Raw genomic sequence first — 16397 nt, forward strand, 5'->3', positions numbered from 1 at the left:
GAATGCGGTTTTCATCATAGCCAGATTTTCTGATGACAAAAGAGAAAAAAATACCGGGAACAGCGATCGTTGTTCCCGGGATGGGGCATTAACGCAACCAGTTGGTTTTTGCCAGTTCGACCACTTCGTCGCCACGGCCGTTGATGATCGCCCGCAGCATATACAGGCTAAAGCCCTTGGCCTGCTCGAATTTGATCTGCGGCGGCATCGCCAGTTCCTGCTTGGCGGTGACGACATCGAGCAATGCCGGGCCGGGGTGCGCCAGCATTTCCTGCAGTGCGCCGTCCAGATCCGACGCTTTCTCCACGCGAATGCCCTTGATGCCGGCGGCATTGGCTATCGCCGCAAAATCAGGGTTATGCAGGTCAGTGCCGTCAGTCAGGTAGCCCCCGGCCTTCATTTCCATGGCTACGAAGCCCAAAACGCTGTTGTTGAAGATCACAATCTTGACCGGCAGTTTTAGCTGGGCCAACGACAGGAAGTCGCCCATCAGCATAGTGAAACCGCCGTCGCCGCACATGGCTATCACCTGCTTGTTCGGTTCGGTTGCCTGTGCGCCAATCGCCTGCGGCATGGCGTTGGCCATCGAACCGTGGTTGAACGAACCGAGCAGGCGGCGCTTGCCGTTCATTTTCAGATAGCGGGCCGCCCATACCGTCGGCGTGCCGACGTCACAGGTGAAGATGGCGTCGTCGCTGGCGTACTGGCTGAGCTGTTGCGCCAGATACTGCGGGTGAATAGGCTGATCGTCATTGGCGGTGGCCAGGCCGTCCAGATCTTTGCGCGCGTTGCGGTAATGCTCCAGGGCCTTGTCAAGAAAGGCACTGTCGCTCTTGGGTTCCAACTGCGGCAGCAGGGCGGTCAGGGTGGTGTTGATGTCGCCCACCAGCGCCATATTGACCGGGCAGTGTGCACCGATACTGCCTGGGTTGATGTCGATCTGAATGATATTGGCGTTGGTAGGATAGAAGGCGCGGTACGGGAACTGGGTGCCGAGCAGCACCAGGGTATCGGCGTTCATCATGGCGTGATAGCCGGAAGAGAAACCGATCAGACCGGTCATGCCGACGCTATAGGGGTTATCCCACTCGATATGCTCTTTACCGCGCAAAGCATGCACCACCGGCGCCTGCAACAGTTCGGCCAGCTTGACCACTTCATCATGAGAACCGGCACAGCCGCTGCCGCACATCAGCGTAATATTTTTTGCCTTGTTAAGGGTTGCGGCCAGCTTGTTCAACTCGCTCATGGGCGGCTGCACCAGCGGCAATGCCGGAGTGTGCCACACCATGCTGGCGTCTTCCGGTGCCATGCGCAGCGCCACGTCCCCCGGCAGCACAATCACCGACACCCCACGATTGAGGATCGCTTTGCGCATGGCAATCTCCAGCACCCGCGGCAGCTGTTCCGGGTTGGAAACCAGCTCGCAGTAGTGGCTGCATTCGCGGAACAGTTCTTGTGGGTGAGTTTCCTGGAAATAACCGCTGCCAATCTCGCTGGAGGGAATATGGGCGGCAATGGCCAGTACCGGTACGTGGTTGCGGTGACAGTCGAACAGACCGTTGATCAGATGCAGGTTACCTGGCCCACAAGATCCGGCGCAGACCGCCAGTTGGCCGGTAAGCTGGGCTTCCGCACCGGCGGCAAAGGCAGCGACTTCTTCGTGGCGCGTGCCCAGCCATTCGATGGTGCCCATACGGTGCAGGCTGTCGCTGAGGCCGTTAAGTGAATCGCCGGTGACGCCCCAAATGCGTTTCACACCGGCCTGTTCCAGAGTTTTGGCGATCAGCGTGGCTACGGTTTGCTTCATACTTCCCCCAAACATGATAGAAATACCCTTGATTTTCAATCGTCTGAATTCCTCGGGTATGGCTTATTGATTATTGAGCAGATGAACGTAATAAAAGCGCGCAACCGGGAAAGTGTAGAAGGGGAGTGCCAAGCCTGCTTGCCGATAAATGCCCCATCATTGGCGATGGGGCGACAAGCGTCAGGCGAGGGTAACGTCGCCCTGCAGTTGGCAACTGCAGGCCAGCACATAGCCCTGGGCGATTTCAGCCGGTGTGAGCGTCATGCTGCTGGTGGTGGTGTAGTCGCCTTCGAGGATGCGCGTTTTGCACGAGCCGCATACCCCGGCGCGACAGGCCGCGTTGACCGGCAACGCGTTGGCTTCCATCGCTGCCAGCAGCGTGCTGCCTACCGGGATACGGTATTGACCCAACGGCCGGGCGGAGCGCAGCATTAATGTTGCACCTTGCCCGCTATCGGTTTCCGCCGGGGTATGAAACTGTTCTTTATGGAAGCGGGAAGCCGGCACGCCAAGCTGCAGGCACAGTTGCTCCGCCTGGGTCATATAAGGCGCAGGACCGCAGGTCATCACCCTGCGTTCGGTGATATCCGGCGCGACCTGGCGCAGCACTTCGGCACTGATCCGCCCGCTGAGATACCCTGGCTGGATATCTTGTTCGGCCATCAGCGTCAGCCTCAGTTGCGGATGAGCGGCACAAAGCTCGCGCCACTGCTCGGCGAAAATGGTATCGGCAGGGGTTCGTACGTTAAAGATTACGGCGACATCACAGGCCGGACGATTGGCCACCAGCCAGCGACACATGGAGATGATTGGCGTGACGCCACAGCCAGCAGCCAACATCAGGTAGCTGGCGGCCGGGTGTTGTTCACAGCTGAACTCGCCTTGGGCGTCAGACAGCCACAGGGTGTTGCCGGGTTTAACCTCACGCGTCAGCCAACGAGAGCCGATGCCGTCCGGCAGGCAACGTACGCTGATGCTGAGAAAACGGCTTTGGCCGGGGGAAGAAGACAAGGTATAGGCGCGCAGCGTCTCTTCGCTATTGCGAATGCTGACCAGCGCAAACTGACCGGCTTGATAAGGGTAAAAAACGTCGCAGATCAGGTTTAACGTCCAGACGTCGGCGGTTTCCTGTCGGATCGAATGGACCTGCATACGGTTAGGGCAAAGTGGGCTGGGTTGGGTCATAGGGCACCTCAAAAGCAAAGGGGCCGGCATCTGCGGCCCCAAAAAACGGGATCAACCAAGCAGGGTGTGCAGGTCCTGCTCAACGGTAGTAATCGGACGCATGCCGAACTTGTCGTTGAGGATCGCCATCAGGTTATCGGTCAGGAAACCCGGTGCCGTCGGGCCGGTGACAATATTTTTCACCCCTAACGACAGCAGCGTCAGCAGGATGACGATCGCTTTCTGCTCAAACCAAGACAGGACCAGGCTGAGTGGCAGTTCGTTGACGGTACAACCGAGCGTATCGGCGAGTTTGACCGCCAGCATGATGGCAGAATAGGCGTCGTTGCACTGGCCGACATCCAGCAGGCGCGGCAAGCCTTCCAGGGTGCCGAAATCCAGTTTGTTGAAGCGGTATTTGCCGCAGGCCAACGTCATGATCAGGCAGTCTTGCGGGACGCTGCGGGCAAAATCGGTGAAATAGCTGCGTTCATCGCGGCTGCCGTCACAGCCACCCACCAGAAAGACGTGACGCAGTTTCTTTTGCGCCACCAAATCGATCACCGTATCGGCAGCGTTGAGCAGCGTCTGACGGCCAAAGCCGACGGTGATCATATGTTCGATTTCGGTATACGGGAACCCCTTCATGCCTTGAGCCTGGGCGATCACCTGGGTGAAGTCATCCCCTTCCAGATGGTTGACGCCCGGCCAGCCGACGATGCTGCGCGTCCAGATGCGATCGCCGTAGTTGCCGACGTTAGGATCGATAATGCAGTTGGAGGTCATCACGATAGGACCGGGGAATTTGGCAAACTCGGTCTGCTGGTTCTGCCAGCCGCTGCCGTAGTTCCCCACCAGATGTTTGAATTTTTTCAGCTCCGGGTAGCCGTGTGCCGGCAACATTTCGCCGTGGGTATAGACGTTCACGTCCTGTCCCTCGGTTTGCTCGAGCAGCATGCGCAGATCTTTCAGATCGTGACCGGAGATCAAAATGGCTTTACCCGCCACCGGACGGACATTTACCGCGCTTGGCAGCGGATCGCCATAGGCCTGCGTTTCCCCGTGGTCGAGGATGGCCATCACGTTGAAGTTCATCTTGCCGATGCCCATCGCGTTGTTGAGCAGGGTATCCACATCACGCGGCTGGGTGCCGAGCCAGGCCATAAAGGCGTGATAGTCGGCGTAAATCTGGTCGTCATATTGACCCAATACGTGGGCGTGCTCCATATAGGCCGCCGCGCCTTTCAGGCCGTACAGGCAGAGCATTCGCAGGCCGTGCACGTCGTCGCCGACCTCGGCTTTATCGGTATTCAGAGCGAACTGAGCCGCCTGTTGCAGCAGAGTAGGCATATCGTCACCGGCCAACTGCAACGTGGCTAGTGGATGATCGACGCTTACGCCGGCATCCAGCAGGCGGCAACGTGCCGCCAGTGATTCTCGCAGGGTGATAGTTTCGCGTGCATAACCGATGATGCGGTCAGAATCGAAGTTGACGTTGGTCAGGGTGGAGAAGAAGGCGCGCGGGGCAAAACTGTCGATATCATGATCGACGATCCCGAGAGCCCGTGCCTGCAGAGCCCAGGCTGACAGCCCTTGTAACGCCGCTACCAGCAGATCCTGCAGGTCCGAAGTTTCCGCCGTTTTACCACACATGCCCTGGGCATAAGAGCAGCCGTTGCCTGCCGGGGTACGAATGGTTTGTTCACATTGCACACAGAACATAATCGCTTCCTTTTTTAAAGTTGCATTTTAAATGCTTGTTTAAGAGCATAGATCGGCAACCGAGGCTTAAAAAGGTTTTTATGGTGTAACCAAAGGGAAGTTTGATTTAGCGCAATTTCGCTGTGCGGATGGGAATTATTACGCTTTCCGGGAGCGGTGCCCCCGGAAAAGAGGTCAGGAGAACAGGGCGATCAGTACCGGTGCCAGCAGGCTTAGCAGGAAGCCATGCACAATCGCCGGTGGCACCATTTCCAACCCGCCGCTGCGCTGCAACACCGGCAGGGTAAAGTCCATGGAGGTGGCACCGCACAGGCCCAGCGCAGAGGAACGGCTGCGTCTTACCAGGCTTGGGATCAGCATAATCGCCACCAGCTCGCGTGCCAGATCGTTAAAGAACGCTGCGCTGCCCAATACCGGACCGTAGGCATCGGTGATCAGAATGCCGGAAAGCGAATACCAGCCAAAACCGGAGGCCATGGCCAGCCCGGCTTTGAGCGGCAACCCCAGCAGTTGCGCTGCCAGCGCCCCGCCGGCCAGCGCACTGACCGTCACCACCACGGCCACCATCATGCCGCGTCGGTTAAGCACGATTTGGCGCAGGGTCATGCCGCTGTTGCGCAACTGGATGCCGACCAGCAACAGCAGGAAAATTAACGCGTATTCGCTGCCTTTATTGGCAAACTGCAACCATTGCCACTGGGTCAGGCCGAGCAGGAAGCCGCCGAGTACCACAGCGCAGAGTTTGAGCGATTCCAGCGCCATATGCAGGCGCGAGGGCAGCTTTTCCTGTTTATGGCTGTTTCGCCACGGCATTTTATGTTCCAGCAGCGCCAGCATCAGCAGGCTGGCAGCGAGAATGCACAGGAAGAACACCGAGGCATACTGGAAAATCAGCACCAGATTACTGCTCAGATCTTCCAAAAACGCCAGGCTGATACCCATGAAAAACAGGATCACGTAAACCATCCAGCTCAGCAGACGGTTAATGGTTTGCAGTAACGTTCTGCTGCGTAATGGAACCAGGTAACCGGCAATCAGCGGTAAGAGAATAATCAGCAGTCCTGAATACATGGTGAAGCTTACGTCCTTTGTTTGGCAGGTGACGCCAGGATGACCGGCGAGGCCCCACACGCTAACCAAAACGGCGACCGGAGTAAAGCGGCAGATTTGACGTCGTCCTCTTGACCTGCAAGGGGTTTTTTGACCATGCTCAGAGAAGGTCACCCCATTAAGGACGGTGGCAGCGCGCACGGGAGGCGACAGATGTTCTTAGAGCGTATCGAGATTGCAGGTTTTCGCGGCATTAACCGGCTGTCGCTGATGTTGGACGACAACACGCTGCTGCTGGGTGAAAACGCCTGGGGTAAATCCAGCTTGTTGGACGCCTTGACCCTGCTGCTGGCGCCGGAGCAAAAGCTGTACCGTTTTGAAGGGCATGACTTTCATTTCCCCCCTGGTGAGGAAGAGGCCAAAGAACGGCATTTACAGGTGGTCTTTACCTTCTGTGAGAAAGACATCGGCCATGCTCATCTCCCCCGTTACCGCCACCTTTCGCCGCTGTGGGTCAAAGGCGAGGATAACCTCAACCGAATTTATTACCGCTGCGAAGGTGAACTGGCCGATGACGGCACGGTTTGTACCTGGCGCGGCTTCCTGGATGCCGACGGTAACGCGATGCAGTTGCATCATATTGAGCAACTGGCACATGCCATTATTCGCATCCATCCGGTATTGCGCCTGCGCGATGCGCGTTTCATCCGCCGTCTGCGGCCCAGCACGCTGAACGATGAAAACCCGGCTGATAATAAGGCCCTGTCCCAGCAGTTGGATCAATTGACGCGAGAATTGGTGCGCAACCCGCAAAAGCTGACTAACGCCGAGCTGCGGCAGGGGTTGGCAGCAATGCAGCAACTGCTGGAGCATTACTTTGCCGAGCAGGGTTCGCAGGTCTCCCGGCCGCGTCGGCAACGGTTGAATCAAGATCAGGATCAGCAGGCATGGCGCTCCCTGGACAGCATCAACCGTATGGTGGCAGAACCTAACAGCCGTAGCATGCGGCTTATCTTGCTGGGAATGTTTTCTACGCTGCTGCAGGCCAAGGGCAGCATCAAGCTGGATCCGCACGCCCGGCCACTGCTGCTGGTGGAGGACCCGGAAACCCGTCTGCATCCGATTATGCTGTCGGTGGCCTGGGGGCTGCTTAACCAGTTGCCGTTGCAACGGATCACCACCACCAACTCCAGTGAACTGGTGTCGCTGGTGCCGGTAGAGCATGTTTGTCGGTTGGTGCGCGAGTCCGGGCGCGTCGCCACTTATCGCCTGGGACCGCGAGGGCTGAGCCCGGAGGATGGGCGCCGCATTGCTTTTCATATTCGTTTTAATCGGCCATCTTCGCTGTTTGCCCGCTGCTGGTTGCTGGTGGAAGGCGAGACCGAGGTCTGGCTGTTGAGCGAGCTGGCGCGCCAGTGCGGATATCACTTTGAGGCAGAGGGCGTACGCGTGATCGAGTTCGCCCAATGCGGATTAAAACCTTTGCTGAAGTTCGCCCGTCGCATGGGCATTGAATGGCATGCTTTGGTGGACGGTGATGAAGCGGGGAAAAAGTACGCCAATACCGTACGCAGCATGTTGGATAACCACGACGATAACGAGCGTGACCGACTGACCGCGTTACCGGCACCGGATATGGAGCATTTTATGTTCCGCGAAGGCTTTAGCCCGGTCTACTACCGGGTGGCCTCGGTGCCGAAGAATACGCAGATGCCGGTGCGTAAGGTGATCCTCAAGGCGGTGCATCACTCCTCGAAACCCGATTTGGCGATCGAAGTAGCGATGCAAGCTGGCCAGTGGGGCACGGACTCGGTGCCGCCACTGCTGAAGAAAATGTTTTCGCGTGTGACCTGGCTGGCGCGTGGCCGCGCCGATTAGACCGAAGTAAAACGGGACTGGGCACGAAAGTGCTCTGCCATTCCCAGTTCCAACTCGTCCAGCAGTTGATAGCGACGGCGGTATTCAGCGCGTTTCTTGCTGGCCACTTCTTCGATCGGTTTGCGGGTGATGTTCTTCGGCAATAAAAAATAGCCGCTTTCAAGCATCTGGCCGCCCATTGATACCCAAAACTGATCGTAATCGGCATGCAGCTTGTCTTTCTTTTTACTGTGATAACGCCAGTTCTGGTAGATATGGGTGGCGTTGCCGACCGCCACGATTTGCTGAATGCCCAAATGGTGGGCCAGAGCGCAAATCCCTTCCAGTGCCAGGCGTTTCGGGAACAATCCGTGACACTCCTTAGTGGTCTGCTGGATTTCCGCATGCGGTACCTGATGATTAGCTCCCTGTAACCCGCCGATAAACAGCGTCGGTTTCTGCTGATAGTGCATCAGCGAAAAGGTGATTTCCGCTAACATAATACCGTTGGCGTTGCGCAGCAGCAGGGTGGCTTCGCCTTCCTTGTTCAGGTTGTCGATGGCCGCCAGTTCGAGTGACACCGCGGCGCCACTCTTGCCTTCGGCGCTGGCGAGCACAAAAGGCTTTTTCAGATGACCGAGCAGCATTTTCATTGGCATGCGTTGGGTGCTGAGATCGTAGTGGTCGCGCAGGGCAAATAAGCACTCGATTTTACTCATGTTGGCCGCCAGATACGGACGATGCAGTTTGCACGGCAGATTAGGTTGCGCGTTCAGGATCTCATCCAGCAGGGGATTGGACGCCAGCGTGCTGAGCAGGCCGCTGGTGGTGCGCCAGCAAAATAACGAACGGCCGATAAACTTCAAGCGGAATGACGTTTTTTTCCAGGCTTTACTCGGCGTCTTTTCGCCATTGATCAGCGCCGTCATCAGTTGCCAGCTGTTAAGCGGACGTGCAGATACGAGTGGGTAGCTGAGCTGTGACATGATGAAATCCTTGACTGTATTGAATGGTGCTATTTCATCAAGGCTTCACTAAACGAGAGGTCAATGCCCAACTGTAACCAAGCGTGTCTCCACATTGTGTTGAGCTAAGGTTTAGTTATTCCGCATCGTGCGTGATAATTTAGCCCCGCTGCCGCTATTGGCAGTATGAATTGCAACAGGCAGGAACCTATTTTGACGTGGTTTAAAGGACACAAACGACGCTGGATAATGGCGCTGATCGTAGCGGCGGTTATCGCTGTGCCGGCGGTCTGGCACTTTGGGCACCCGACGCCAACCCAGTTTAAAACGGTGAAGGTCACCCAGGGCAGTCTGCAGCAAAACGTACTGGCGACCGGTCAGCTCGACGCGGTTCGCAAGGTGGACGTGGGTGCGCAGGTCAGCGGGCAGTTGGAAAGCCTGTACGTCGAAATTGGCGACCGGGTGAAGAAAGGTCAGTTGCTCGGCGTGATTGATCCGCAGCAGGCGAAAAACAGCATCCGCGAGGGCGAGGCGACGCTGCGCGAGCTGCATGCCCAGTTACAGCAGGCGCAAGCGGAACAACAGCTGGCGGCGGTTACGCTGCAGCGCAATCAGGCCTTGGCCAAACTGCAAGCCGTCTCGCGTCAGGATCTGGATCAGGCCGCCACACAACTGGCAGTGAAGAAGGCGCAGGTAGGCACCATTCATGCGCAAATCGCCAAAAACCAGGCCAGCCTGGACACGGCAAAAATCAATCTGGCGTTTACCCGCATTGAAGCGCCGATGGATGGCGACGTGGTGCAAATCACCACGCTTCAAGGCCAGACGGTGATCGCGGCGCAACAGGCGCCGAACATTTTGACGCTGGCAGATCTCAGCACCATGTTGGTAAAAGCCCAGGTGTCGGAAGCGGACGTCATCAGCCTGAAGCCGGGGCAAAAAGCCTGGTTTACCGTGCTGGGCGATCCTAATCGACGCTTTGATGGCGTGCTGAAAGATATCCAACCAACGCCGGAAAAGGTCAATAACGCTATCTTCTACTACGCGCGCTTTGAAGTGCCGAACCCCGAGGGGTTACTGCGTTTGCAAATGACGGCGCAGGTGCATATTCAACTGGCGGGGGTCAATCAGGCGCAAATTATCCCTTTGGCGGCCCTGGGCGATCAAATTGCGGATAACCGCTATCAGGTTTCGATCCTCAAGCAGGGCAAGGAGGAAAAGCGCGAAGTGGCGATTGGCCTGCGTAATAATATTGACGTGCAAATCCTCAGCGGACTGAATATCGGCGACGAAGTGATCGTCAGCCGCGGCGGCGCGGAGCCTCTCTGATGGCCGCATTGTTGGAACTGAGCGGCATCAGCCGTAGCTATCAGTCGGGCGATCAGACGGTGGCGGTGCTGAAGAACGTGAGCCTGAGCATCGAGGCCGGCGAAATGGTGGCCATTATGGGCGCCTCCGGCTCCGGTAAATCGACGCTGATGAATATTCTCGGCTGCCTGGATAAGCCCAGCGCCGGCGTGTATCGGGTGGCCGGGCAGGACGTGGCGACGCTCGATAGCGACGCATTGGCTCGGCTTCGGCGTGAACATTTCGGCTTTATTTTCCAGCGGTATCATTTGTTGCCGCATTTGAGCGCGGCGCATAACGTCGAAGTGCCTGCGGTATATGCCGGGCTGGGCAAGGCGGCACGACGTGAGCGTGCGGTGGCGCTGTTACAGCGCCTGGGGCTAAGCGAGCGCGTCAGTTACCGACCTAGCCAGCTTTCCGGCGGTCAGCAGCAGCGGGTCAGTATCGCTCGTGCGCTGATGAATGGCGGTCAGGTGATCCTGGCGGATGAACCGACAGGTGCCCTCGACAGCCATTCCGGTGAAGAGGTGATGACCATCCTCAAGCAGCTGCGCGAGCAGGGGCATACGGTGATTATCGTGACCCACGATCCGGCCGTGGCCCAGCAGGCTGAGCGGATCATTGAAATCCGCGACGGCGAAATCATTGCCGATTCACGCCCTGATGGGCAGAGCAACCCGAACGCCAAACCGCTGGAGATGGTTACGCCGGCGCCGTCCTGGCAGCAAACTATCGGACGTTTCCGCGAAGCCTTGGTGATGGCCTGGCGGGCAATGGGGGCAAGTAAGATGCGCACTGCGCTGACCATGCTCGGTATTATTATCGGCATCGCCTCGGTGGTTTCGATCCTGGTGATCGGCGACGCAGCCAAACAGATGGTGCTGGCAGATATCAAATCCATCGGCACCAATACGGTAGATATCTATCCCGGCAAGGACTTTGGTGACGACGATCCGACTTTCCGCCAGGCATTGAAGTACGACGATCTTGCCGCGTTGCGCGAGCAGCCTTACGTCAGCGCATTGTCACCCAGCATCGCCAGCAGTATGCGGCTGCGGCTGGGTAACGTTGATGTTGCAGCCAACGTTAACGGCGTCAGCGAACAGTTTTTCCGCGTGTACGGCATGACCTTTACTGAGGGCGTCGGCATTGATCAACTGCAGGTGCAATCACAGTCGCAGACGGTGGTGATCGACGCCAATACCCAGCGCCGCCTGTTCCCGAATCAGAAAGAGGTGGTAGGCCGGGTGATCCTGGTGGGCAATATGCCAGCGACGGTAGTGGGGGTAGCGAAGGAAAAGCAATCTATGTTCGGCAGCAGCAAGACGCTGAACGTCTGGGTGCCCTACAGCACCATGGCCAATCGGCTGATGGGGAACGCCTATTTTGATTCGATTACCGTGCGCATTCGTGATGGTTACAACAGCCAGGAGGCGGAGCAACAGCTGACGCGCTTGCTGACGCTGCTCCACGGCAAGAAAGACGTCTTCACCTATAACATGGACAGCCTGGTGCAGACTGCAGAGAAAACCACGCGTACGCTGCAGCTGTTTTTGACGCTGGTGGCGGTGATATCACTGGTGGTCGGCGGTATCGGCGTGATGAACATCATGCTGGTGTCGGTGACGGAGCGCACGCGTGAGATCGGCATCCGCATGGCGGTGGGGGCACGTTCCGGCGACGTACTACAGCAGTTTCTGATTGAAGCGGTGCTGGTGTGTCTGGTCGGCGGTGCTTTGGGGATTACGTTGTCCTTTGCCATCGGCCTGTTGGTGCAGTTGGTGTTGCCGGGTTGGCAAATCAGCTTCCCTCCGGCGGCCTTGTTGAGTGCGTTTGTCTGTTCCACCGCTATCGGCGTGGTGTTCGGTTATCTTCCGGCCCGCAGCGCGGCGCGGCTTAACCCGATTGACGCGCTGGCACGCGAATAATCAGCGAATAAAAAATGCCAGTCACACGGCGGCTGGCATTTTTTAGCGGGGTGTTTCAAACTGACTCTGTGGAAGCGCGTTAGGCCAGGGCCTCGCTTTCCAGTGGCACAATAAGACTCGCATGGTTCCCTTTTGGCCCTTGGTGCACATCAAAACTGACCTGCTGGCCGGCTTTGAGTGTCCGGTACCCATCCATCTTAATCGTAGAATAATGGGCGAATATGTCTTCGCCGCCGCCTTCAGGACAGATAAACCCAAACCCTTTGGCGTTGTTGAACCATTTAACAGTACCCGTCTCCATGCTTTTACATCCCTCGCAACGCTATTTTTAGGTGAGATGAATAACTGAATTCGCACCCGCCAGAAGCAGGTAGCAGATGAGCCTGAAAGTGGTTAAAACACCACCAGCTCACGAATTTACACTCTAGAGCAAATGATCATCACGTCAAGGGATCGGCTTTTGTCGGCAGGGAGCAGTTCATCAAAGTTTGAAGCAGGTAACGATCTTGACATTGTTTGGTAACAATTCGTCAGAGATTTTTGCGCACGTTCCAGTGCGGCGGGATGATGGCGAAGATGATAAAATAGTAATGATACCCCACTTTGAATAACCGGAACCTGTCCCCATATTAAAGGACAGAGCAGAGAAGATGAGCAGCGATGGGCAATAACAACGGTTGGCTAAATTTCGAACATTTGGCCGAGGAAAAACAAATCGATGCGGTAAAACCGCCGTCTATGTATAAAGTTATACTTAACAACGACGATTACACACCGATGGAATTTGTGATTGACGTTCTGCAAAAGTTCTTTTCTTATGATATTGAACGCGCAACGCAACTGATGCTCACGGTCCACTATCAAGGCAAGGCGATCTGCGGTGTCTTTACCGCCGAGGTGGCGGAAACCAAGGTCGTCCATGTGAACCGTTATGCGAGGGAGAACGAGCATCCGTTGCTTTGTACGCTAGAAAAAGCCTAGATTTAGGCAACTATTGGGGAGGTGCTTATGCTCAATCAAGAACTGGAACTCAGTCTCAACATGGCTTTCGCCAGAGCGCGTGAGCACAGACACGAGTTTATGACCGTGGAGCACCTGTTGCTGGCGTTACTCAGCAACCCTGCCGCGCGAGAAGCGCTAGAGGCATGTACGGTGGATCTGGCCGCGTTACGCCAGGAGCTGGAAGCCTTTATTGAACAAACCACGCCGACGCTGCCCGCCAGCGAAGAAGAGCGCGACACTCAGCCGACGCTCAGCTTCCAGCGCGTACTGCAGCGTGCGGTATTCCATGTGCAATCTTCCGGCCGCAGCGAAGTCAGCGGCGCCAACGTGCTGGTGGCGATTTTCAGCGAGCAGGAGTCGCAGGCGGCTTACCTGCTGCGCAAACACGACGTCAGCCGTCTCGACGTAGTGAACTTCATTTCACATGGCACACGTAAAGACGAACCGGGCCAAGCGCCGAATGCGGAAAACCCGGTGAATGAAGAGCAGTCCGGAGGGGAAGACCGTATGGAAAACTTCACCACCAACCTCAACCAGTTGGCACGGGTAGGCGGCATCGATCCTTTGATTGGCCGTGACCCTGAGCTGGAGCGTGCTATTCAGGTGCTGTGCCGTCGTCGCAAAAACAACCCGCTGCTGGTGGGGGAGTCTGGCGTCGGTAAAACGGCGATTGCCGAAGGCCTGGCCTGGCGCATTGTGCAGGGCGACGTTCCGGAAGTGATGGCGGACTGTACGCTGTATTCATTGGATATCGGTTCATTGCTGGCCGGTACCAAATACCGTGGCGACTTCGAAAAACGTTTTAAAGCGCTGCTGAAACAGTTGGAACAGGATAAGAACAGCATTCTGTTTATCGATGAGATCCACACCATCATCGGTGCCGGTGCGGCTTCCGGTGGGCAGGTGGATGCCGCCAACCTGATTAAACCGCTGCTCTCCAGCGGCAAGATCCGGGTTATCGGTTCCACTACTTACCAGGAATTCAGCAACATTTTTGAAAAAGACCGTGCGCTGGCTCGTCGCTTCCAGAAAATCGACATTACCGAGCCGACGCCGGAAGAGACCATTCAGATCATCAACGGCCTGAAGACCAAGTACGAAGCGCACCACGACGTGCGTTATACCGCCAAAGCGGTGCGTGCGGCGGTCGAGCTGTCGGTGAAATACATCAACGACCGTCATTTGCCGGACAAGGCTATCGACGTGATTGACGAGGCGGGCGCCCGCAGCCGGTTAATGCCGGTAAGCAAACGCAAGAAAACCGTCAACGTGGCCGACATCGAATCTGTGGTGGCGCGTATTGCGCGTATCCCGGAGAAAACCGTGTCGGCGAGCGATCGCGACGTACTGAGAAGTCTGGGCGATCGTCTGAAAATGCTGGTATTCGGGCAGGATCAGGCGATTGAAGCGCTGACTGAAGCGATCAAGATGAGCCGTGCTGGTTTGGGGCACGATCGAAAGCCGGTCGGTTCCTTCCTGTTTGCCGGGCCAACCGGCGTCGGGAAAACCGAGGTGACGGTGCAGCTGGCGAAGGCGATGGATATTCAGCTGCTGCGTTTTGATATGTCCGAGTATATGGAACGTCATACCGTCAGCCGTCTGATTGGCGCGCCTCCGGGCTACGTCGGTTACGATCAGGGCGGTCTGCTGACCGACGCGGTGCTCAAGCATCCGCACTCGGTGGTGCTGCTGGATGAAATCGAGAAGGCGCATCCGGACGTGTTCAACCTGTTGTTGCAGGTTATGGACAACGGTACCCTGACCGATAACAACGGCCGCAAAGCGGACTTCCGCAACGTGATCCTGGTGATGACTACTAACGCCGGGGTACGTGAAACCGAACGTAAATCGATTGGTCTGGTGCAGCAGGACAACAGCACCGATGCGATGGAAGAGATCAAGAAAGTGTTCACGCCGGAATTCCGTAACCGTCTGGACAACATTCTTTGGTTCAACCATCTGTCGACCGAGGTGATCCAGCAGGTTGTCGATAAGTTTATCGTCGAACTGCAGGCGCAGCTGGATGCGAAGGGCGTGTCGTTGGAAGTGAGCGATGAAGCGCGTGACTGGCTGTCGGTGAAAGGCTATGACCGTGCAATGGGCGCTCGTCCGATGGCGCGTGTGATGCAGGAAAACCTGAAGAAACCGCTGGCCAACGAATTGCTGTTTGGTTCACTGGTGGACGGCGGTTCGGTGAAAGTCGAGCTGGACAAGGACAATCAGAAACTGACTTACCACTTCCTCAGCGCGTCGATGCGTAAAGCGGATGAAGGTGCGGTGCACTAAGGCCGGGTCAGATAAAGAAAAAGCGATGCTTCGGCATCGCTTTTTTTATGGGTGAATTTCACCACAACAGAAATGATTGAGCCCTCTCAGTTTACCTGCGCTCTCGCAACTCGATGTTGAACGTTGCTACGGGGGTAAACGGAAAGGGCTCCGGAGGCATTACATCCTCGGTGCCGCCATCGGCTGGCGACGAGTGAGCCGATTAACGGCTACGGAAGACAATGCGGCCTTTGCTCAGGTCGTACGGGGTCAGCTCTACAGTGACTTTGTCGCCCGTCAGGATGCGGATGTAGTTCTTACGCATTTTACCGGAGATATGTGCGGTTACCACGTGCCCGTTTTCCAATTCAACGCGGAACATGGTGTTCGGCAGCGTATCAAGAACGGTGCCCTGCATTTCAATATTGTCTTCTTTGGCCATCGAATCCTCTAGGTCTAACTACCTTAGTTTTTAACCGGCAAGATAATGCCGAAAAACCCACATTATGTAAAGAAGTGTCGGCGAACATTGCACCGTTTCCGCAAAATTAGTTTGTTGGGGAGGGTGGTTCAACCTGCTGTGGGGGTAACACTTGCGGTGCCCAACACTCTGGCGCTAATGGCTTGCGCTGAAGTTGGCTGAGCTGCTGCAAAAATTGTCTTCGGGGGATCTCTTTCGCTCCCAGCGTGGCAGTGTGAGCGTTAAGCACCTGACAGTCAATCAATTCTCCGCCATAAGCGGCAAAATGACGGCAAAAAGCCATCAAAGCGCATTTGGACGCGTTGGGGGTACGGCTAAACATCGATTCGCCGCAGAAAAGGGCGCCCTGAGCCACGCCGTACATGCCCCCCACCAGCTTGTCATCCTGCCACACCTCTATCGAATGGGCGAAACCGAGGCGGTGCAGGTGCAGATAAGCGCGCTGCACCTCCGGGCCTATCCAGGTGCCTTCCTCCGGCCGATCGGCACAGGCGGCGATCACCGCCGCAAAGTCGTGATTCAGCGTGATGTGAAAGGGGTTGTTGCGCAAAAAGCGTTTCAGACTGCGGCTGATATGGCGTTCGGCAGGGAACAGCACTGCCCGTGGGTCGGGCGACCACCACAAAATGGCTTCCCCGGGGGAAAACCAGGGAAAAATGCCCCGTTCATAGGCGGCAAGCAGGCGAGGTGCCGTCAGGTCACCGCCGATAGCCAGCAAACCGTTAGGATCGCGCAGTGCGCCCTCAGGAGAGGGGAACACCAGCGACTGCGATGACAGCTTAACAATGCGCATATAAGGTCTCAGC

The 16397-nt window shown here is 56.6% G+C and carries 13 protein-coding genes; 5 read left to right on the plus strand and 8 right to left on the minus strand.

Annotated features, from left to right (window positions below):
• Positions 1-88 precede the first annotated feature (88 nt).
• The 4 genes from poxB to AAZT04_RS04255 all read right to left on the minus strand — a co-directional run bounded on the left by poxB (position 89) and on the right by AAZT04_RS04255 (position 5767).
• Positions 89-1810, minus strand: a complete 1722-nt coding sequence (gene poxB / locus AAZT04_RS04240) for a ubiquinone-dependent pyruvate dehydrogenase (protein WP_020826097.1) — start codon at positions 1808-1810, stop codon at positions 89-91.
• Between the two features lie 180 nt (positions 1811-1990).
• The gene (gene hcr / locus AAZT04_RS04245; protein WP_349526008.1) at positions 1991-2995 is read right to left on the minus strand and encodes an NADH oxidoreductase; all 1005 of its coding nucleotides are present in this window, start codon (positions 2993-2995) and stop codon (positions 1991-1993) included.
• A gap of 51 nt (positions 2996-3046) precedes the next feature.
• Complete coding sequence (hcp, locus tag AAZT04_RS04250) at positions 3047-4696, minus strand: hydroxylamine reductase (RefSeq protein ID WP_349526009.1); 1650 nt, start codon at positions 4694-4696, stop codon at positions 3047-3049.
• Positions 4697-4870: 174 nt separating this feature from the next.
• Entirely contained in the window at positions 4871-5767 is an 897-nt protein-coding gene (locus AAZT04_RS04255) for a lysine exporter LysO family protein (protein ID WP_046374013.1), read from the minus strand.
• A gap of 192 nt (positions 5768-5959) precedes the next feature.
• Here AAZT04_RS04255 and AAZT04_RS04260 point away from each other — a divergent pair, with 192 nt between their 5' ends.
• Positions 5960-7624: an ATP-dependent endonuclease gene (locus AAZT04_RS04260; RefSeq protein ID WP_434679059.1), complete on the plus strand. Its 1665-nt coding sequence runs from the start codon at positions 5960-5962 to the stop codon at positions 7622-7624.
• Here AAZT04_RS04260 and AAZT04_RS04265 read toward each other — a convergent pair.
• The gene (locus AAZT04_RS04265; RefSeq protein WP_434679061.1) at positions 7621-8589 is read right to left on the minus strand and encodes a VirK/YbjX family protein; all 969 of its coding nucleotides are present in this window, start codon (positions 8587-8589) and stop codon (positions 7621-7623) included. The genes AAZT04_RS04260 and AAZT04_RS04265 overlap by 4 nt on opposite strands.
• A 192-nt stretch (positions 8590-8781) precedes the next feature.
• Here AAZT04_RS04265 and macA point away from each other — a divergent pair, with 192 nt between their 5' ends.
• Together macA and macB are read left to right on the plus strand one after the other, a co-directional pair.
• Complete coding sequence (gene macA / locus AAZT04_RS04270) at positions 8782-9897, plus strand: macrolide transporter subunit MacA (protein WP_258557338.1); 1116 nt, start codon at positions 8782-8784, stop codon at positions 9895-9897.
• Positions 9897-11843, plus strand: a complete 1947-nt coding sequence (gene macB / locus AAZT04_RS04275) for a macrolide ABC transporter ATP-binding protein/permease MacB (protein ID WP_434679063.1) — start codon at positions 9897-9899, stop codon at positions 11841-11843. Before macA ends, macB begins: the two co-directional genes overlap by 1 nt.
• 79 nt (positions 11844-11922) lie before the next feature.
• Here the strand turns inward: macB and cspD are convergent, their stop codons facing one another.
• Positions 11923-12144 carry a cold shock-like protein CspD gene (cspD, locus tag AAZT04_RS04280; protein WP_004942590.1) on the minus strand — a complete coding sequence of 74 codons (222 nt, stop codon included), beginning with the start codon at positions 12142-12144 and terminating at the stop codon, positions 11923-11925.
• 359 nt (positions 12145-12503) lie between these two features.
• Here cspD and clpS point away from each other — a divergent pair, with 359 nt between their 5' ends.
• On the plus strand, positions 12504-12824 hold the full coding sequence (gene clpS / locus AAZT04_RS04285; RefSeq protein WP_020826105.1) for an ATP-dependent Clp protease adapter ClpS: 321 nt from the start codon (positions 12504-12506) through the stop codon (positions 12822-12824).
• 27 nt (positions 12825-12851) lie between these two features.
• Positions 12852-15131, plus strand: a complete 2280-nt coding sequence (clpA, locus tag AAZT04_RS04290; RefSeq protein ID WP_020826106.1) for an ATP-dependent Clp protease ATP-binding subunit ClpA — start codon at positions 12852-12854, stop codon at positions 15129-15131.
• A gap of 202 nt (positions 15132-15333) precedes the next feature.
• On the opposite strand, the gene infA is transcribed toward clpA, so the two are convergent.
• Positions 15334-15552: a translation initiation factor IF-1 gene (infA, locus tag AAZT04_RS04295; RefSeq protein WP_002211347.1), complete on the minus strand. Its 219-nt coding sequence runs from the start codon at positions 15550-15552 to the stop codon at positions 15334-15336.
• A gap of 106 nt (positions 15553-15658) precedes the next feature.
• A complete protein-coding gene (aat, locus tag AAZT04_RS04300; protein ID WP_149573109.1) occupies positions 15659-16384 on the minus strand; it encodes a leucyl/phenylalanyl-tRNA--protein transferase in 726 nt (241 codons plus the stop codon).
• Between the last annotated feature and the right edge of the window lie 13 nt (positions 16385-16397).

Origin of the sequence: Serratia sp. Je.1.23.a, from assembly GCF_051129805.1 — a bacterium.
GTDB lineage: Bacteria > Pseudomonadota > Gammaproteobacteria > Enterobacterales > Enterobacteriaceae > Serratia > Serratia liquefaciens.